Source organism: Streptomyces thermocarboxydus (assembly GCF_024760485.1).
GTDB classification, from domain to species: Bacteria; Actinomycetota; Actinomycetes; order Streptomycetales; family Streptomycetaceae; genus Streptomyces; species Streptomyces cellulosae.
Map to the genome: position 1 here is coordinate 5,940,803 of NZ_CP058273.1, position 19,432 is coordinate 5,960,234.

Genomic DNA, 19,432 nt, shown 5'->3' on the forward strand with positions numbered 1-19,432 from the left:
ACACGGCACCTCCGGATTGCAGGATGGAGCCATGAAGCTCATCAAGATGTCGCACTCCTGCGTCCGGCTGGAGAAGGACGGACGCGTCCTCGTCGTCGACCCCGGCGGGTTCAGCGAGGAGGACGCCGCCGTCGGCGCGGACGCCGTGCTGGTCACCCACGAGCACCCCGACCACTTCGACGAGGGCCGGCTGCGCACCGCCATGGAGGCCAACCCTGCCGCCGAGATCTGGACGCTGAAGGCGGTCGCCGACCAGATCTCCGCCGCCTTCCCGGGCCGCGTGCACACCGTCGGCCACGGCGACACCTTCACCGCCGCCGGCTTCGACGTCCAGGTGCACGGCGAGCTGCACGCCGTGATCCACCCGGACATCCCGCGCATCACCAACGTCGGCTACCTGGTCGACGGCGGCAAACTGTTCCACCCCGGCGACGCGCTCACCGTCCCCGACCACCCGGTCGAGACGCTGATGCTGCCTGTCATGGCGCCCTGGAACAAGATTTCCGAGGTGATCGACTACGTCCGTGAGGTCCGCCCGCAGCGTGCCTACGACATCCACGACGCCCTGCTCACCGACCTCGCCCGCCCGATCTACGACCGCCAGATCGGCGCCCTCGGCGGCTCCGAGCACCTGCGGCTCGCTCCCCGGGACGCGGTCCAGCTCTGAGTCCCGAAGGACGTGAGGCGGCGGCCGTTCCCGGGCCCACGGCCGCCGGCCGCACGTTGTCACAGGCGGCGGGTAGGTTGTGAGGCATGCGCATCGCGACCTGGAACGTGAACTCGATCACCGCACGCCTGCCGAGGCTCCTGGCCTGGCTGGAGAGCAGCGGCACGGACGTGCTGTGCCTCCAGGAGGCCAAGGTCGCCGAGGCCCAGTTCCCGGTGGAGCCGCTGCGCGAGCTGGGCTACGAGGCGGCGGTCCACGCCACCGGCCGGTGGAACGGCGTGGCGATACTGTCCCGCGTCGGCCTGGAGGACGTCGTCAAGGGCCTCCCGGGCGACCCGGGGTACGACGGCTCCGAGGAGCCCCGCGCCGTCTCCGCGACCTGCGGCCCGGTGCGCGTCTGGTCGGTCTACGTGCCGAACGGCCGCGAGGTGGAGCACCCCCACTACGCGTACAAGCTCCAGTGGCTCGAGGCCCTGAAGGCGGCCGTCGCGGGCGACGCGGCGGGCAGCCGCCCGTTCGCCGTCCTCGGCGACTACAACATCGCGCCGACCGACGACGACGTCTACGACCGGTCCGCCTTCGAAGGCTCCACGCACGTCACCCCGGCCGAGCGCGCCGCCCTCGCCTCCCTGCGTGAGACCGGCCTGACCGACATCGTCCCGCGCCCCCTCAAGTACGACCAACCGTACACGTATTGGGACTACCGCCAGCTCTGCTTCCCCAAGAACCGCGGCATGCGCATCGACCTGGTCTACGGCAACGAGCCGTTCGCCAAGGCCGTCACCGACTCCTTCGTCGACCGTGAGGAGCGCAAGGGCAAGGGCGCCTCGGACCACGCACCGGTCGTCGTCGACCTGGACGTGTGACGGGCGCCGGCCCGGCGTCGACGGACCCCGCGCGCCTGTGGTGCGCGGGGCGGTTCGAATGACAGGCTGGCAGTATGAGGATCCCGTTCCTGGGCAGGCGGCGCCACAAGGACGAACTCCCCGGGCCCGAGGGGCTCGCGGAACTCCTCGCCGAGTGCGCGCTGTTGCGCTCCCAGGCGGAGAGGGAAGGCGTCCGGCTGGACGACAGCCCCGCCTCGCTGGAGGCGCTCGACCAGTTGGTTCCGCGCTGGCGGGACGACGAGGACGCCTCCGACTGGCTGGGGAACGACGCCGGGTTGTACCTGGGCACCGTGATCGTCCGCACCATTGAGGGCGCCGCGTGGGATCTCCGTCCCGACGTTCAGCCGGTCGTACGGCTCGTCGGCGGACGGGAGTTCGACGTCGTCGACGCGGGACACCGGTGGGCGGCGGACGGGGCGCCCGAACTGTCGCAGTGGTACGCCCAGGTCGCGGAAGGCTGACGTACGCGCCCCCGCGCGCGCCCCATCATCCGCCGTAAATACGGCTTATATCCGGTAAGTGCGTGTCGCGATGTCCTGGCGATCTTGCCCGGATACGTTGCGGCGGTCACCATGACGTACGGAAACCCGTCCGCCCGGACCTCGACTACGATGTTTCCTCCGTCCCGGTGGGGGAGGAGACTTCGCGGCGTAAGCGGGGACGCCGCCGCCGGGAAAGGACCGTCCGCCCAGCCGGGGCGGCGGATCACACAGGCCGGTCCCGTCCGGCGGCAGCCGGAGATCACTGCTCCCGGCGGCAGCGACCGAGCCACGGTCGCCCGCGGGTGAGGAGAAGGTCAGCTGCGCGCCGGACGGGTGGTGCCGACCCTTACGCGGGCCACCTCTTCGGAGGCGCCCCTCCGACACGCGGGGACGTGAATTCCGCCCACCAGGCCGGGCCGCCCGCCGAACCGCCCCCACGCGCGTCCACCAGGGCGCGTACCGTCCGCTCCGAGGGCGCATGCCTGGCCGCCCTCCGTCCGAGCAGCGCGCCTCGTCGGCCCGAGCATCGATGCTCCTGGCCCGCCCGGCCAACGCCCCCCGCGCGTCCGCCTCAGCCGTCAGGGCCCTTGCGGTCCGCGCCAAGGGCGAACATGTGCACCGCACTCCGGGTGAGCACCGCGCCGGGGGAGTGCGCCCCGCCAGCCCTTGCGGTCCGCGCCAAGGGCGAATACGTGCACCGCACTCCGGGTGAGCACCGCGCCGAGGGAGTGCGCCCCGCCGGCCCGAGTCCGCTACCGGCGGCTCGCCCGGTCAACGTCCCCTGGGCGTCGGCCGCGCATTGGCCAGGGGCGTGCGGGCCGGTCAACGTCCCCCCGGGCGTCCGCCCCGCATTGGCCAGGGTGCGTGCGGTCCAGGGCAAGCACGCGCGCGGTCCGTGCGGAGGGCGCGGGCCTCGATTCCCCGCCGGGCGAGCAGCGCGCCTGCCCCGAGGGCCTCGCGCGCCCCGGCCGTCTGAGCCCCCACGTCCAGCGGGCGTCGGTCCCCTGCCCGCGACGGGCCTTCCCACCGCCGGCGCGGCGTCGCGTGGGGTGGCGGGGTGCCCCGCCCCGCACGCCTGTGAGGACGCACCCCCCTCAGTCCGCCCGGTGCGACTTCTTGGCCCCCTTCAGCGCCTTCGGCGCCGGATCCGCCGGTTCCGGAGCCGGCAGCGGGCTCTGGGCCGGTTTGGTGACGTCCGCGACCAGTTCCACCACGTCCGGGCCGTACGCCTGCGAGTTGACGACCTTCAGCAGCAGCACGAACGACCCCGACCCGTACTTCCGGGCCAGCCGCTCGTGGTTGCGGGCGAGGTAGCGGGTCGCCGCCTGGTTGGTGATCGCCCGCTGCCCGCAGAACAGGAACACCGGCCGCGTCTCGCGCCGTTCACCCGCCGTCAGCCGCGCCAGCAGCACGTACTCGGTGACGCCCGGCTCCATGCGGTACAGGTCGGCGCCTATGCGGAAGGCGCCGCGGTCGGGGCCCGGCTCCGGGTCGACGTTGACCCGCACCCCGGGCAGCATGGCCGCCATGTGGGCGACCATCCGCCGGTTCGAGCCCGGCCCGCCCACGCAGAACTCGGTCCGCTCGCCGAACCCCTGGTGGGCCGCGTCCTGGGTGACCACCTGGACGTGCGCCCCGCAGTCCTTGATCAGCGCGGACAGTTCGAGCAGCGCGAACACGTCGAAGCGGTGCACCGCCGGTTCCGCCGTCGCCGGGTCGCGGTTGACGACGAGCAACGACTCGGCGTTCTCCGGCAGTCCGAAGAACGCCTGCTGACGGCGGAGCTTGCGATTCCAGAGGTAGGTTCGGGCGATCCAGCCCAGGGCGGCGCTGATGCCCGCGGCCACCAGGCCCAGCACGATGTTGCGCACGTCGTCATTCATGGGCGGGCATGCTAGCGGTCCCGGGCGCACCCGTGTTCGACACCCCGGAAAGGCCGGACGCCCCGCCCGCGCGCGGCGGCACGCCCGTACGGCCTCCCTGACGCGGCCATGGCGGCGAACTAAGCTGCCCGGACGGCCCTTTACTGGAGGTGCGGATGCGTCGCCCTGTCGCACGGAAATTCGCTGTCCTCGCGGTCACCACCGCCGTCGTCTCGGTGGGGGCCGCCGCGCCGCCGACCACCCACGGCGGGAAGACTCCTCCCGCCAAGACACCCGTGGCCGTCGGCCACGGCGGCGCCGTCTCCAGCGTCGACCCCGACGCCACCGCCGCCGGCATCGAGGTGCTGCGCAAGGGCGGCAACGCCGTCGACGCCGCCGTGGCCACGGCCGCCGCGCTCGGCGTCACCGAGCCCTACTCGGCCGGCATCGGCGGAGGCGGCTACTTCGTCTACTACGACGCCCGGTCCCGCACCGTGCACACCCTCGACGGCCGCGAGACCGCCCCGCTCAGCGCCGGCTCCGGCCTCTTCCTGGAGAACGGCACGCCGATCCCGTTCGCCGACGCGGTCAGCAGCGGACTGTCCGTCGGGACCCCCGGCACCGCGGCCACTTGGCAGCGCGCCCTCGACACGTGGGGCAAGCGCAGCCTCGGCACGGTCCTGAAGCCCGCCGAACGCCTTGCCCGCGACGGCTTCACCGTCGACGAGACCTTCCGCGCGCAGACCGCCGCCAACGAGACCCGCTTCCGCTACTTCCCCGACACCGCCGAGCTGTTCCTCCCCGGCGGTGAACTCCCCGCCGTCGGCTCCACCTTCAAGAACCCCGACCTGGCCCGCACCTACCGCGAGCTCAGCCGCAAGGGCGTCGACGTCCTGTACCGGGGCGACATCGCCCGCGACATCGTGAACGCGGTCACCAAGCCGCCCGTGGACCCGGCGTCCGGCTGGAACGCCCGCCCCGGCGACCTGACCGCCCGCGACCTCGCGACCTACCGCGTCAAGCTCCAGGCGCCGTCGAAGACCTCCTACCGCGGCCTCGACGTCTACTCCATGGCGCCCTCGTCCTCCGGCGGCACGACGGTCGGCGAGGCGCTCAACATCCTGGAGCGCACCGACCTGTCCAAGGCGAGCGACGTGCGCTACCTGCACCGCTTTATCGAGGCGAGCCGCATCGCGTTCGCCGACCGGGGCCGCTGGGTCGGCGACCCCGCCTTCGAGGACGTACCGACCAATGAACTGCTGTCGCAGCGGTTCGCGGACTCCCGCGCCTGCCTGATCAAGGACGACGCCGTCCTCACCAGCCCCGTCGCCCCCGCCGACCCCCGCGACCCGGCGCGGTGCGGGCAGGGCGGCACCGCCGCGCCGACGACGTACGAGGGCGAGAGCACCACGCATCTCACCACCGCCGACCGGTGGGGCAACGTCGTCGCCTACACGCTCACCATCGAGCAGACCGGCGGCAGCGGCATCACCGTGCCCGGCCGCGGCTTCCTGCTCAACAACGAGCTGACGGACTTCTCCTTCGCCCCGGCCAACCCGGCCGTCCACGACCCGAACCTGCCCGGCCCCGGCAAACGGCCCCGCTCGTCCATGGCGCCGACGATCGTCCTCGACCGGCACGACCGTCCGGTGGTGGCGCTCGGCTCGCCCGGCGGCTCGACCATCATCACCACCGTGCTGCAGACCCTCACCGGCTTCCTCGACCGCGGCCTGCCCCTCGTCGACGCGATCGCCGCACCCCGCGCCAGCCAGCGCAACGCGGCACAGACCGAACTCGAACCCGGCCTGTACGACAGCGAGCTGAGGCAGCGGCTCGAGGCGATCGGGCACTCCTTCCGGGAGAACCCGGAGATCGGCGCGACCACCGGCGTGCAGCGGCTGCCGGGCGGCGCCTGGCTCGCCGCGGCGGAGAAGGTCCGCCGGGGCGGCGGCTCGGCGATGGTCGTCCATCCGAAGTAACCCTGTACAGAAGTAACCCTGTACAGCGGTCGGCCCGGCTCCCCCGCGAGGGGAACCGGGCCGACGGGCTGTACGGCCGTCACTGCTCGGGCGTCGGACCCTCCGCAGCCGGACCCTCCGCAGCCGGACTCTCCGGGGCCGGACCCTCCGGGGCCGGACTCTCCGACGTCGGCCCCTCCGCAGCCGGACTCTCCGACGTCGGCCCCTCCGGAGCCGGACCCTCCGCAGCCGGACTCTCCGGCGTCGGCCCCTCCGGAGCCGGACTCTCCGGGGCCGGACTCTCCGAGGCCGGAGATTCAGGTGTCCGCGTCTCCCGCGCCTCCTGCGTGCGGAAGACCAGCCGCCCGTCCTCCACGTCCACCGTCACCCGGCCGCCCTCCTTCACGCGGCCGTCCAGCAGCAGCCGGGACAGCTGGTTGTCGACCTCTCGCTGAATGGTGCGGCGCAACGGCCGTGCGCCGTACTCCGGCTCGTAGCCCCGCTCGGCGAGCCAGTCCACGGCCGCGTCGGTGAAGTCGGCCGTGATGTTCTGCCCCTTCAGCCGGCGGCGGGTGCTCTCCAGCAGCAGGTCGGTGATCTGCCGCAGCTCCTCGGTGGTGAGCTGGCGGAACACCACGATCTCGTCGATCCGGTTGAGGAACTCGGGCCGGAAGTGCTCCCGCAGCGGCCGCAGGATCTGCTCCCGCCGCGCCTCCTCGTCGGCCTCCGCGCCGCCCGTCGCGAAGCCCAGGGTCGCGCCGCGCCGCGTGATGGCCTCGGAACCGAGGTTGCTGGTCATCACGATCACGCTGTTGGTGAAGTCCACCGTGCGGCCCTGCGAGTCGGTCAGCCGGCCGTCGTCCAGCACCTGCAGCAGGATGTTGAAGACGTCCGGGTGAGCCTTCTCGACCTCGTCGAGCAGCAGCAGCGAGTACGGATGCCGGCGCACCACCTCGGTGAGCTGACCGGCCTCCTCGTGGCCCACGTAGCCGGGCGGGGCGCCCACCAGACGGCTCACCGTGTGCCGCTCCTGGTACTCGCTCATGTCGAGGCGCACCATCCGGTCCTCGCTGCCGAACAGAGCCTCGGCGAGCGCCCGCGCCAGCTCCGTCTTGCCGACGCCCGTCGGACCGAGGAACAGGAAGCTGCCGATCGGCCGGTCCGGGCTGGACAGGCCCGCGCGGGAACGCAGCACGGCGTCCGAGACGACCCGTACGGCCTCCTCCTGGCCCACCACCCGCTGGTGCAGATGCTGCTCCAGGCTCAGCAGGCGGTCCTTCTCCTCCTCGGTGAGCCGGCTGACCGGGATGCCCGTCTGCCGGGCCACGACCTCGGCGATCGCCTCGGCGTCCACCCACAGGCTCTGGCCCTCGTCGACCTCGTCCCCGCCCCCGGCCTGCGCGATGCGCTCCTTCAGCTCCTGGATGCGGTCGCGCAGCTGCATGGCCTGCTCATACTGCTCGTCCGCGACCGCCTGGTCCTTGTCGCAGGTCAGCTGCTCGACCTCACGCTCCATCGCGCGGACGTCGGTGCCCTTGGTGCGGGCCCGCAGCCGCACCCGGGCGCCCGCCTGGTCGATCAGGTCGATCGCCTTGTCCGGCAGCCTGCGGTCGCTGAGGTAGCGGTCGGACAGCTCCACGGCCGCGACCAGCGCCTCGTCGGTGTAGCGGACCTGGTGGTGCGCCTCGTAGCGGTCGCGCAGACCGCGCAGGATCTCGATCGCGTCCGCCGGCGTGGGCTCCGGCACCATGATCGGCTGGAAGCGGCGGGCCAGCGCCGCGTCCTTCTCGATCCGCCGGTACTCCTCCAGGGTCGTCGCCCCGACGATGTTCAGCTCGCCGCGTGCCAGGGCCGGCTTGAGGATGTTGCCGGCGTCCATCGAGCCGCCCTCGCCGCCGCCTCCCGCGCCGACGACGGTGTGCAGCTCGTCGATGAACACGATCAGCTCGCCGGAGTGGGCGCGGATCTCGTCGACGAGGTTGTTCATCCGCTCCTCGAAGTCGCCCCGGTACCGGGTGCCGGCGACGACGCCGGTCAGGTCGAGGGCGACCACGCGGCGGCCGAGCAGGATGTCGGGCACGTCCCCCTCGGCGATCCGCTGCGCCAGCCCCTCCACCACGGCGGTCTTGCCGACGCCCGCGTCGCCGATCAGCACGGGGTTGTTCTTGCCGCGCCGGGACAGCACCTCGACGGTCTGCTCGATCTCCGTGTCCCGGCCGATCACCGGGTCGACGCGGCCCTCGCGGGCCAGCGCGGTCAGGTCACGGCCGTACTTGTCCAGGGTCGGGGTGCCCGTCGACGGCCGGGGGCGCTCCGGGCGCTGCTGCTGGGCCTCCGGCGCCTCGGGCGGGCCGGACGGGGCGAAACGGGCCGCGTTGAGGATGTGTCCCGCGGCCGAGTCGGGGTTGGCGGCGAGGGCGCTGAGCACATGCTCCGGGCCGATGTATCCGGCGCCGCTCGCCCGCGCCATCTCGTGCGCGTCCAGCAGCGCCCGTTTCACCGCGGGCGTCAGGGACAGCGACGTCGGGGGCGGCGCTTCGCCCGGCGGGTGCTGCACGGGCCCCGACCGGTCGTCGATCTGCGACGCCAGCGAGTCCGGGTCCGCGCCCGCGCGGCTGAGCAGACTCCGGGTCGGCTCGGCGGAGAGCGCGGCACGCAGCAGGTGCTGGGTGTCCAGGTCACGGCTGCCGTGCTCGGCCGCGTACTGGGCGGCGCCGCGCACGAGTTCACGGGCAGGCTGGCTCAGCAGCCTGCCGATGTCGATCTGGCGGGGGCGCTGCCCGCCGAAGAAGCGGGCGAGGAATTCTGCGAACGGGTCACCCTCCGGGCCGACGAAACCATTCGTCATCGTCATCCGTTCCTTCGCTGGGTCGACGTGCCGGTGCCGGGTAACCCGGTCGGGGCGCGCTCATGCCCACGATGACACGTTCGGTACGGGTGGGCATGTCCAGGTTCGCGCCAGCTGGGCATGCCCGCGCCAGACCCTTGTCAGTCCCGCGCCGTCAGCACGCGCGGCCCCGCCTCCGTGATCGCCACCGTGTGCTCCGTGTGGGCCGCGCGGGAGCCGTCCGTCGTACGGAGGGTCCAGCCGTCCGGGTCGGTGCGGTAGGCGTCGCCGCCGCCGGCGATCAGCATCGGCTCGATCGCCAGCACCATGCCGTGCCGCAGCGGCATCCCGCGCCCCGGACGGCCCTCGTTCGGCACCGGCGGGTCCTCGTGCATACGGCGGCCGATGCCGTGGCCGCCGTAGTCCTCCATGATCCCGTAGCCCGCCCCGCGGCACACCGTGCCGATGGCATGGGCGATGTCGCCCATACGGTTGCCGACCACGGCCGCCTCGATGCCCGCCGCCAGCGCCCGCTCGGCCGTCTCGATCAGGTGTGCGTCCGCAGGGCGCGCCCTGCCCACGACGAAGCTGATCGCCGAGTCGCCCGCCCAGCCGCCCCGTTGGGCGCCGCAGTCGATGGACACGAGGTCCCCGTCGCGCAGCCGGTACCCGGTCGGGATGCCGTGCACGATCGCGTCGTTCACCGACGCGCAGATCACCGCCGGGAACGGGGTCGGCGCGAAGGTGGGGCGGTACCCCAGGAACGGCGACGTCGCGCCGGCCGCGTCCAGCACCTCCCTCGCCGCCTCGTCCAGCTCCAGCAGGGAAACGCCCACGTCGGCGGCCTTCCGTACTGCCGTCAGTGCCTGGGCCACGACCTGGCCCGTCTCGTACATCGCATCGATCGACGCGTCGGTCTTCAGCTCCACCATGCCAATTACTATACCGGTATTAGAATGGGCGTCATGGTGCGCACCCCCTTGACCCCTGAAGAGCGCGAACGCGGTGAGCGGCTCGGCAGGCTGCTGCGCGAGGCGCGCGGAGCCCGCAGCATGACCGACGTCGCCGCGAGCGCCGGCATCTCCGCGGAGACCCTCCGCAAGATCGAGACGGGGCGGGCTCCGACGCCCGCGTTCTTCACCGTGGCCGCGCTGGCCGCGGCGCTCGGGCTGTCCATGGACGAGCTGATCGGACGCTGCGCGGTCCCGGACGTGCCGGACACCCCGGACGCGTCGATCGCCGCCTGACACGACGGCACCACGCTCGTACCGACCTGCCGCACCCCGCCGGAAAACTCTCCGTAGCCTCGCCGTAACACACCGGGTGTTATCTACGGAGTCGAGTACTCCGGGACTGGCGGGAGTTGGCTATGGCTGCGGAGCAACTCCCGGAAGCTGTCCGGGAGTTCACGGACCACCTACGGGATCTGCTGGCGCGTCTGGACCGGTACGCGGGCTGGTGCCTGGTGTTCTGGCAGCGCGACCCCGACGGCATGCGGGCGTGCCTCGAAGGGCGGGAACCGCCGCCGTGGGACGTGGTGGAGTCGCTGCTCCAGGATCTCGCCGCCGTCCACGGCCCGGCTGCCGCCGATGCGGAGCTGCCGCGGTCCCGCGCGCTGCACGCCGGGGCGACCGCCGCGTTCGACGCGCGCCCCGGGGCGCGGCAGGCGCTGAGCGACCGCCTCGACGTGATGCTCCGCGAGCAGCGGTACGCGGCGGACCGCCGGGCCGGTCTGACCCGCCGGCTCGCCGCCGCGGCCACCCGCGAGGAGGCGGAGTCCCTCGGCAACGACCTCGCCTGGGCCGAGGACGACCACCGCCGCGCGACGGCCCGCTGCGCGGAGATCACGGCCCGGATGGCCGCCCTCGACGAGCACACCCCGGGGCCGGGCCCCGCCCACACCCAGACCCGCTGGGCGGCCAGCCCGGCGGCGGACGCCCAGGCAGTCGCCGGACCGCAGGGTCCGCACATGACTTCCGCGGGGCAGGGCACCGGCCCGAACCCGGCCCCCGACGGCCGGGGCATCACCGAGTCACCGGGCCCCGCTCGGACACCGGGCGTGCCACAGGCGGGGCCGGCCCGTGAAGGCCACGGCCCGGCATCGGTCCCGGGCCACCGGTACGCCGTGGGTGGCGGCCCGAACCCGGTTGCGGAGGGACGCGGATCCGCCCGGACACCGGGCGGTCCCCACGCAGGCCTCGCCCGCGAGGGCCGCGCACCGGCCGCGGTACCGGACCACCGGAACGGGGGCGGCGCCCCGGCTTCGGCTCCGGACGGCCGAGGTGCCGCCCAGGCACCGGGCGTGCCACAGGTGGGGCCCGCCCGCCAGGGCCACGGCCCGGCCGGACCGCGGCCCGCGGTGCGGCCCGTACCCGGCCCGGGACGGCCGTGCCCTGGCCAGGCGCCGGGCGCGCCCAAGCGGGCCGGCCACGACGAAACCGCGTACCTCCACGGCGGTCCCGGAGCCAGCCACCGGCGTCCGGGGCCGGAAAACCCGGCCGCGACCGGCCGAGACCCGCTCGCGGCACCGGAGCCCACGCGCCGTCCCACAGTCCCCCTGCCCCCCGACCCGTCCCACCCGAGCTGCGCGCGGCGCAACAGCACGTCCCCCCGCCCGCCCCGCCGAGGAGACCCGCCTCCCCGCCCGCAAGCGCGACGCGGCGGTGCCCGGTTCGCCGGGTGGGAGGACGACGGGCGGCGCCTCTCGTCGCGCCGAGCGCGCCGTGCCGGAGTTGCCCGGCGCCGCCACCGTCGCCCGCGCGCGCGGTTCGCCGGGGCCGCCGCGGAGGCGGGGGCCGACGAGCCGCCGCCCGAGGAGCGCGTCGATGCCGAGGATCTCCGCGAGGTCGGGCACCTCGTGCGGACGCTGACCCGCCTGCGCCGCGAGGGCCGCAGCGGCGACGCGCACGTCCTGCTGAACGAGGCCGCGTACTGGCCCGCCGTACGGTTACCGCTGCTCGCGGCCGAGATGGAGCGGGCCGGGCTCGGCGCCGACTGGGCGACCCTGCTGTGGGAGGCGGCGGCGACGCTGCCCGCCGAGCGTCTCGTCGGCGCCGCCGACGCGCTCGCCGCGGGCGGCCGCGCGGAGGACGGCGAGCAGATCCTGCGGCAGGGCGTCGTCCGCCCGGCCGACGAGATCGGGCACGCCGCCCTCGCCCTCGCCGACGGCACCCGCCACCGCGAGCTGCGTGCCCTGCTCGACGCCTGCGTTCGGACACGCACCCCGCAGGACGCCGCCCGCACGGCCGCACCCGACCCGGGGCGCCTGGTGCCGCTGCTCCTGACGGCTGCCCGGGCCGTGTCGGAGGAACGGCACTGGGACGTCCTGCACGCCCTGCGCGTCGCGGGACTGGCCGCCTGACGGGGGGTCGGCGGTCCGTCCCGCTCACCCACAGGGGTGTCAAACACGATCGACTCCAGGGGCCGCACGACGATGGTCTTGGCAAGGCCGTCCGAGAGGCTTACGTTCGTCCCTCTACGGCCGTCTCTACGGGCGTAGAGGCGCTGACGTCGCGTCGAAGGAGCAGCAGCTCATGCCCAACGTCGTAACCGCCGCCCTGGTCCAGGCCACCTGGACCGGCGACACCGAGTCCATGCTGGCGAAACACGAGGAGCACGCCCGCGAGGCGGCCCGGCGGGGCGCGAAGGTCATCGGGTTCCAGGAGGTGTTCAACGCCCCCTACTTCTGCCAGGTCCAGGACGCCGGGCACTACCGCTGGGCCGAGGCGGTCCCCGACGGGCCGACCGTGCGCCGGATGCGGGACCTGGCCCGCGAGACCGGCATGGTCGTCGTCGCCCCCGTCTTCGAGGTCGAGCAGCCCGGCCACTACTACAACACCGCCGCCGTGATCGACGCCGACGGCACCTACCTCGGCAAGTACCGCAAGCACCACATCCCGCAGGTCAAGGGATTCTGGGAGAAGTTCTACTTCCGCCCGGGCAACCTCGGCTGGCCCGTCTTCGACACCGCCGTCGGCAGGGTCGGCGTCTACATCTGCTACGACCGCCACTTCCCCGAAGGCTGGCGGCAACTCGGTCTCAACGGCGCCCAGTTGGTGTACAACCCGTCCGCGACGCACCGCGGCCTCTCGGCGTACCTGTGGCAGTTGGAGCAGCCCGCGGCGGCCGTCGCCAACGAGTACTTCGTCGCCGCCATCAACCGCGTCGGCGTCGAGGAGTACGGCGACAACGACTTCTACGGCACGAGCTACTTCGTCGACCCGCGCGGGCAGTTCGTCGGCGACGTCGCCGGTGACACCAAGGAGGAACTGGTGGTCCGGGACCTCGACTTCGACCTCATCGACGAGGTGCGGCAGCAGTGGGCGTTCTACCGCGACCGCCGCCCCGACGCCTACGAAGGGCTGGTGCGCCCGTGACCGACGACCTGCTCGGCCGCCACCGCGCCGTCCTCCCCGACTGGCTCGCGCTCTACTACGACGAGCCGCTGGAGATCACCCACGGCGAGGGCCGCCACGTCTGGGACGCCCAGGGCAACCGCTACCTGGACTTCTTCGGCGGCATCCTCACCACCATGACCGCCCACGCCCTGCCCGAGGTCACCAAGGCGGTGACCGAGCAGGCCGGGCGGATCATCCACTCCTCCACCCTCTACCTCAACCGGCCGATGGTGGACCTCGCCGAACGGATCGCCAAGCTCAGCGGCATCCCCGACGCCCGGGTCTTCTTCACCACCTCCGGCACCGAGGCCAACGACACCGCCCTGCTGCTCGCCACCACCTACCGGCGCAGCAACACGCTCCTGGCGATGCGCAACAGCTACCACGGCCGTTCCTTCAGCGCCGTCGGCGTCACCGGCAACCGCGGCTGGTCCCCGACCTCGCTCTCCCCGCTGCAGACGCTGTACGTGCACGGCGGGGTCCGCACCCGGGGACCGTTCGCCCACCTCGACGACTACGACTTCGTCGCCGCCTGCGTCGACGACCTCAAGGACCTCCTCGGACACACCCGCCCGCCCGCCGCGCTGATCGCCGAGCCGATCCAGGGCGTCGGCGGCTTCACCTCCCCGCCCGACGGCCTCTACGCCGCCTTCCGCGAGGTGCTGCACGAGCGGGGCGTGCTGTGGATCTCCGACGAGGTGCAGACCGGCTGGGGCCGCACCGGCGAGCACTTCTGGGGCTGGCAGGCGCACGCCCGCAGCGGCCCGCCCGACATGCTGACCTTCGCCAAGGGCATCGGCAACGGCATGTCCATCGGCGGCGTCGTCGCCCGCGCCGAGATCATGAACTGCCTGGACGCCAACAGCATCTCCACGTTCGGCGGCACCCAGATCACCATGGCGGCGGGCCTCGCCAACCTCACCTACCTGCTGGAGCACGACCTCCAGGGCAACGCGCGCCGTGTCGGCGGCCTGCTCATCGAGCGGCTGCGGGCCGCCGCCGCCCACGTCCCCGCCGTACGAGAGGTGCGCGGGCGCGGCCTGATGATCGGCATCGAACTGACGAAGCCCGGCACCGACGAGGCGGACCCGGCCGCCGCGTCCGCCGTCCTGGAGGCGGCCCGCGCCGGCGGCCTGCTCATCGGCAAGGGCGGCGGCCACGACACCAGCGCCCTGCGCATCGCCCCGCCGCTGTCCCTCAACGTCGCGGAGGCCGAGGAGGGCGCCGCGATCCTCGAGGACGCCCTGAGGAGCATCCAGTAGCCGTTCACCCACCTTAAGGACGCCGCCATGACCACCTGGGAGCCACCGGTACCGGCCCTCTCGGTCCGGCAGGTCCTCGCCCTGGAGCGGGTCCTCGCCGGGGAGCCCGAGGTGGTGGCCGGCGCCGGCCGGCTGGACCGGCCGGTGCGCTGGGTGCACGTCGCCGAGGCGGCCGACGTCGGCGTGATGCTCAGCGGCGGGGAGATGGTGCTCACCACCGGGGTGCTGCTGGCCGGCGACGAGCACAAGCAGACCGAGTACGTCCGCTCCCTGCACCGCGCCGAGGCGTCCGCCGTGGTTCTTGGCCTCGGCCGGGCGTTTCCCTCCCCGCCGGAGGCGATGCGGCGGGCGGCGGAACGCTGCCAGTTGCCCCTGGTCGTGCTCCACCGCCCTTTCCCCTTCGCCCAGTTGACCGAGGAGGTGCAGTCCCGGCTGGTGCGCCGCAAGTTCGCCGCCGTCAGCCTCTCCGAGGCGGTCCGCACCGAACTCACCGTGCTGATCACCGGCGGCGCCCCGCTGCAGCGGCTGCTCGACGAGATCGCCCGGCACTGCGGCTGCCCCGTCGTCGTCACCAACCTCGCCCACCGCGTCCTCGGCACGGCGGGGGAGCGGTCCGCCGTCGACGACGTGCTGCGTGACTGGGAGCGCATCGCCCGCCAGGCCGGCCGCAGCGAGGGCGACGGCTGGATCCGCGCCGAACTGGGCGGGCGGGGCGAGCCCTGGGGCCGGCTGGTGCTGTGCGGGTACCGGGGCGACACCGAGACCGGGCGCCTCCTCGCCGACCGGGCCGCCGAGGCGCTCGTCCTGCACCGCATGCTCGGCGGCGCCGGCTGCTCCTGGGAGGAGCAGTCCGCGCTGAGCCTGCTCACCGACCTGGTCGGCGGCGCCGTACCGGCCCGCCATCTGCTGCCCCGGGCCCGCGCCGCCGGACTCCCCGTCAACCGGCGCACGTTCGTGCCGCTCGTGGTGCGCGGACGCCGGGCCGCCCCGCTGGACCGGACCCTGCGTCTGCTGGGCCTGCCCGGCATCGCGGGCGAACTGTCCGCCACCGCGACCGCCGTCCTGCTCAGCCTTGCCCGCGACCAGGACGCCGAGGTGCTCACCGCGCACTTCGCGGCCCGGCTGCGCGCCGAACCGGCCGACGAGCACGTCGTGGTGGCGGCCGCCGCAGCCCGTACCTCCTTCGACGACGTGCCCGCGGGACTGCGCGAGGCCCGGCACGTCGCCGACGCCGTCGCGGACGACGCCGCCGCCCTCGACCTGCCCCCCGTGGTGCGGCTACGGGACGTCCATCTGCGCGGTCTCGTACGGCTGTTGCGCGACGATCCGCAGGTGCAGTCGTTCGCCGAACGGGAACTGGCCGGGCTGCTCTGCGACCCCGGCGAGGACCTCCTCCCCGTACTGCGCACCTACCTGGCGACCGGACGCAACAAGTCCCGCACCGCGCAGCTGCACCACGTGTCCCGGCCGGCGCTGTACCGCCGGCTGGAGGCGATACAGGCGCGCCTCGGGGTGGACCTGGACGACTTCGAACAGGCCGCCTCGCTGCACATCGCACTCCTCGCGCACGACGCGCAACAACGCTGAAACGAGCGACCACCTGCGGCAACGGCGGTGACACATGGGATCGTCCGCGGATGACACGGTGACACGCCGCACCCCGGCAGACGTGACACGGTGCCACTCAGAGCGCGCTCGTCCTCTTCCTAGGCTCACTGCACACCGAGCGACCGGAGGTCCCGATGAGCCGAGTGATCCGAGCCGCCGTCTTCCAGACCGCCTGGACGGGCGACAAGGAATCGATGATCCAGGTCCACGAGCAGGCCGCGCGCGACGCGGCCGCGCAGGGCGCTCAAGTGCTGTGCTTCCAGGAGCTGTTCTACGGACCGTACTTCTGCCAGGTGCAGGACCCCGCCTTCTACGAGTACGCCGAGCGCATCCCCGACGGCCCCGTGGTCGAGCGCTTCCAGCGCCTCGCCCGGGAACTGAACCTCGTCCTGGTGCTGCCGATGTACGAGGAGGAGCAGCCCGGCGTCCTCTACAACACGGCCGCCGTGATCGACGCCGACGGCACCTACCTGGGCAAGTACCGCAAGACCCACATCCCGCAGGTCAAGGGGTTCTGGGAGAAGTTCTACTTCCGCCCCGGCAACAGCGGCTGGCCCGTCTTCGACACCAAGGCCGGCCGGATCGGCGTCTACATCTGCTACGACCGCCACTTCCCCGAGGGCTGGCGCGCGCTCGGACTCGCGGGCGCGGAGCTGGTGTTCAACCCGTCGGCCACCTCACGCGGCCTGTCCGGCTACCTCTGGCAGCTGGAGCAGCCGGCGGCGGCCGTCGCCAACGAGTACTTCGTGGGCGCGATCAACCGGGTGGGCGTCGAGGAGTACGGCGACAACGACTTCTACGGCACGAGCTACTTCGTCGACCCCGAGGCCCGCTTCGTCGGCGAGGTCGCCGGCGACAAGGAGACGGAACTGGTCGTCCGCGACCTGGACCTGGCGAAACTCCGAGAGGTCCGGGACCGCTGGCAGTTCTACCGCGACCGCAACCCGTCGGCCTACGGCCCCCTGACAACTCCGTAAGCCCCGGAAGGGGCCCGGGGAACTGCGCGAGAGACCACGACGAACCCGCACGCACCCACATCGAGGAGCGACCCGGACATGAGCACCCGCACAGTCATCCGCGGCGGCTTGGTCATCACCGCCTCCGACGAAGTACACGCAGACGTCCTCATGCAGGACGGCCGCATCGCGGCCATCGCCGCCTCCAACACCCCCGCCGCCGAAGCACTCTCCGCCGAGCGGACCGTCGACGCCACCGGCAAGTACGTCATCCCGGGCGGCGTGGACGCGCACACCCACATGGAGATGCCGTTCGGCGGCACCTTCGCCTCCGACACCTTCGAGACGGGCACGCGGGCCGCCGCCTGGGGCGGCACCACCACGATCGTCGACTTCGCCGTGCAGAGCGTGGGCCACGGCCTGCGCGAGGGACTGGACGCCTGGCACGCGAAGGCGGAGGGCAACTGCGCGATCGACTACGCGTTCCACATGATCGTCTCGGACGTGAACGAGGAAACGCTGAAGGAGATGGACCTCCTGGTCGAAGAAGGGGTGACGTCCTTCAAGCAGTTCATGGCCTACCCCGGCGTCTTCTACTCGGACGACGGCCAGATCCTCCGCGCCATGCAACGCGCCGCCGACAACGGCGGCCTCATCATGATGCACGCCGAGAACGGCATCGCCATCGACGTCCTCGTCGAGCAGGCCCTCGCCCGCGGCGAGACCGACCCCCGCTTCCACGGCGAGGTCCGCAAGGCCCTCCTGGAGGCGGAGGCGACCCACCGCGCCATCCGGCTCGCCCAGGTCGCCGGCGCCCCGCTCTACGTCGTGCACGTCTCCGCCACCGAGGCGGTCGCCGAACTGGCCAGGGCCCGCGACGACGGACTGCCCGTCTTCGGCGAGACCTGCCCCCAGTACCTGTTCCTGTCCACCGACAACCTCGCCGAGCCCGACTTCGAGGGCGCCAAGTACGTGTGCAGCACGCCCCTGCGCCCCAAGGAGCACCAGGCGGCCCTCTGGCGGGGCCTGCGCACCAACGACCTCCAGGTGGTCTCCACCGACCACTGCCCCTTCTGCTTCAGCGGGCAGAAGGAGCTCGGCCGCGGCGACTTCTCCAAGATCCCCAACGGGCTGCCGGGCGTGGAGAACCGTATGGACCTCCTGCACCAGGCCGTCGTCGACGGGCGCATCAGCCGCCGCCGCTGGATCGAGATCGCCTGCGCCGGCCCGGCGCGGATGTTCGGCCTGTACCCGAAGAAGGGCACGATCGCGCCGGGCGCCGACGCCGACGTCGTGATCTACGACCCGCACGCCGAGCAGGTCATGTCCGCCGACACCCACCACATGAACGTCGACTACTCGGCCTATGAGGGCAAGCGGGTCACCGGCCGCGTCGAGACCGTGTTCTCGCGCGGGGTCCCGGTCGTCACCGACCGGGAGTACACCGGGCACGCCGGACACGGCGTCTACACCCCGCGTTCCACCTGTCAGTACCTCAACTAGGAGCGGACCGCATGGACTTCGGCCTCGTCCTGCAGACCGACCCGCCGGCGTCGCGGGTGATCAGCCTGATGAAGCGCGCCGAGCGCAACGGGTTCACCCACGGGTGGACCTTCGACTCGGCCGTGCTGTGGCAGGAACCCTTCGTCATCTACAGCCAGATCCTCGCCAACACCACGACCCTCAAGATCGGCCCGATGGTCACCAACCCGGGCACCCGCACCTGGGAAGTGACCGCCTCCACCTTCGCCACCCTCAACGACATGTTCGGCAACCGCACCGTGTGCGGCATCGGCCGCGGCGACTCCGCGATGCGTGTCGCCGGACGCAAGCCCAACACCCTTGCCCGGCTCGGCGAGGCGATCGAGGTCATCCGCGACCTCGCCGAGGGACGCGAGGCCGACGTCGACGGGCGGCGGCTGCGCCTGCCGTGGGTCCGCGACGGCAAGCTCCCGGTGTGGATGGCCGCGTACGGGCCCAAGGCGCTCGCGCTTACCGGGCAGAAGGCCGACGGGTTCATCCTCCAGCTCGCCGACCCGTTCCTCACCGAGTGGATGGTGAAGGCGGTGCGCGACGCCGCCGCCGAGGCGGGCCGCGACCCCGACGCGGTCACCATCTGCGTCGCCGCCCCCGCGTACGTCGGCGACGACCTGGCGCACGCCCGCGAGCAGTGCCGCTGGTTCGGCGGGATGGTCGGCAACCACGTCGCCGACCTGGTCTCCCGCTACGGCGAGCACTCCGGCATGGTCCCCGAGGCGCTCACCGACTACATCAAGAACCGCGAGGGCTACGACTACAGCCACCACGGACGGGCCGGCAACCCGTCCACCGACTTCGTCCCCGACGAGATCGTGGACCGCTTCTGCCTGCTCGGCCCGCCCGAGGCGCACATCGAGAAGCTCCGCGCACTGCGCGACCTCGGCGTCGACCAGTTCGCGGTGTACGACATGCACGACGCACAGGAAACGACGATCGACGCGTACGGCGCGGAGATCATCCCGGCACTCGGAGACTGAACCGGCACCA

General features: G+C 72.9%; 15 protein-coding genes. 12 read left to right on the forward strand and 3 right to left on the reverse strand.

Annotated elements, in window-relative coordinates:
• The first annotated feature begins 31 nt into the window (after positions 1-31).
• The 3 genes from AY578_RS27255 (at position 32) to AY578_RS27265 (ending at position 2,015) form a co-directional block, all read left to right on the forward strand.
• A complete protein-coding gene (locus tag AY578_RS27255; RefSeq protein ID WP_137211224.1) occupies positions 32-667 on the forward strand; it encodes an MBL fold metallo-hydrolase in 636 nt (211 codons plus the stop codon).
• 86 nt (positions 668-753) lie between these two features.
• Entirely contained in the window at positions 754-1,533 is a 780-nt protein-coding gene (locus AY578_RS27260; protein ID WP_137211225.1) for an exodeoxyribonuclease III, read from the forward strand.
• A 74-nt stretch (positions 1,534-1,607) separates the two neighbouring features.
• Positions 1,608-2,015 (forward strand): DUF6278 family protein, encoded by a 408-nt coding sequence (locus AY578_RS27265; protein WP_258905881.1) that lies wholly within the window; start codon positions 1,608-1,610, stop codon positions 2,013-2,015.
• Positions 2,016-3,130: 1,115 nt separating this feature from the next.
• Here AY578_RS27265 and AY578_RS27270 read toward each other — a convergent pair.
• Complete coding sequence (locus AY578_RS27270) at positions 3,131-3,919, reverse strand: hypothetical protein (protein ID WP_215048892.1); 789 nt, start codon at positions 3,917-3,919, stop codon at positions 3,131-3,133.
• A gap of 155 nt (positions 3,920-4,074) precedes the next feature.
• Between AY578_RS27270 and ggt the strand changes: the two genes are divergently transcribed.
• A complete protein-coding gene (ggt, locus tag AY578_RS27275) occupies positions 4,075-5,877 on the forward strand; it encodes a gamma-glutamyltransferase (protein ID WP_215048893.1) in 1,803 nt (600 codons plus the stop codon).
• Between the two features lie 79 nt (positions 5,878-5,956).
• Here ggt and AY578_RS27280 read toward each other — a convergent pair whose 3' ends face one another.
• Both AY578_RS27280 and map read right to left on the reverse strand, forming a co-directional pair.
• Complete coding sequence (locus AY578_RS27280) at positions 5,957-8,704, reverse strand: ATP-dependent Clp protease ATP-binding subunit (RefSeq protein ID WP_215188662.1); 2,748 nt, start codon at positions 8,702-8,704, stop codon at positions 5,957-5,959.
• Positions 8,705-8,844: 140 nt separating this feature from the next.
• Positions 8,845-9,615: a type I methionyl aminopeptidase gene (gene map, locus AY578_RS27285; RefSeq protein WP_137211229.1), complete on the reverse strand. Its 771-nt coding sequence runs from the start codon at positions 9,613-9,615 to the stop codon at positions 8,845-8,847.
• A gap of 33 nt (positions 9,616-9,648) precedes the next feature.
• On the opposite strand from map, the gene AY578_RS27290 reads away from it, so the two are divergent.
• The 8 genes from AY578_RS27290 to AY578_RS27325 all read left to right on the forward strand — a co-directional run bounded on the left by AY578_RS27290 (position 9,649) and on the right by AY578_RS27325 (position 19,422).
• Complete coding sequence (locus AY578_RS27290; protein WP_026243362.1) at positions 9,649-9,930, forward strand: helix-turn-helix domain-containing protein; 282 nt, start codon at positions 9,649-9,651, stop codon at positions 9,928-9,930.
• A 122-nt stretch (positions 9,931-10,052) separates the two neighbouring features.
• A complete protein-coding gene (locus AY578_RS27295) occupies positions 10,053-12,044 on the forward strand; it encodes a hypothetical protein (protein ID WP_258905892.1) in 1,992 nt (663 codons plus the stop codon).
• 172 nt (positions 12,045-12,216) lie between these two features.
• Positions 12,217-13,059 (forward strand): nitrilase-related carbon-nitrogen hydrolase, encoded by an 843-nt coding sequence (locus AY578_RS27300; protein WP_210636580.1) that lies wholly within the window; start codon positions 12,217-12,219, stop codon positions 13,057-13,059.
• Positions 13,056-14,342 carry an aspartate aminotransferase family protein gene (locus AY578_RS27305; RefSeq protein ID WP_019521825.1) on the forward strand — a complete coding sequence of 429 codons (1,287 nt, stop codon included), beginning with the start codon at positions 13,056-13,058 and terminating at the stop codon, positions 14,340-14,342. The genes AY578_RS27300 and AY578_RS27305 overlap by 4 nt, the downstream gene beginning before the upstream one ends.
• A 27-nt stretch (positions 14,343-14,369) precedes the next feature.
• Positions 14,370-15,929, forward strand: coding sequence for a PucR family transcriptional regulator (locus tag AY578_RS27310; protein WP_019521824.1), 1,560 nt, complete (start codon positions 14,370-14,372; stop codon positions 15,927-15,929).
• Between the two features lie 155 nt (positions 15,930-16,084).
• Positions 16,085-16,927: a nitrilase-related carbon-nitrogen hydrolase gene (locus AY578_RS27315; protein ID WP_026243361.1), complete on the forward strand. Its 843-nt coding sequence runs from the start codon at positions 16,085-16,087 to the stop codon at positions 16,925-16,927.
• Positions 16,928-17,005: 78 nt separating this feature from the next.
• Complete coding sequence (gene hydA, locus AY578_RS27320) at positions 17,006-18,409, forward strand: dihydropyrimidinase (protein ID WP_019521822.1); 1,404 nt, start codon at positions 17,006-17,008, stop codon at positions 18,407-18,409.
• Positions 18,410-18,420: 11 nt separating this feature from the next.
• Positions 18,421-19,422, forward strand: a complete 1,002-nt coding sequence (locus AY578_RS27325; protein WP_019521821.1) for a TIGR03842 family LLM class F420-dependent oxidoreductase — start codon at positions 18,421-18,423, stop codon at positions 19,420-19,422.
• Positions 19,423-19,432: the final 10 nt, after the last annotated feature.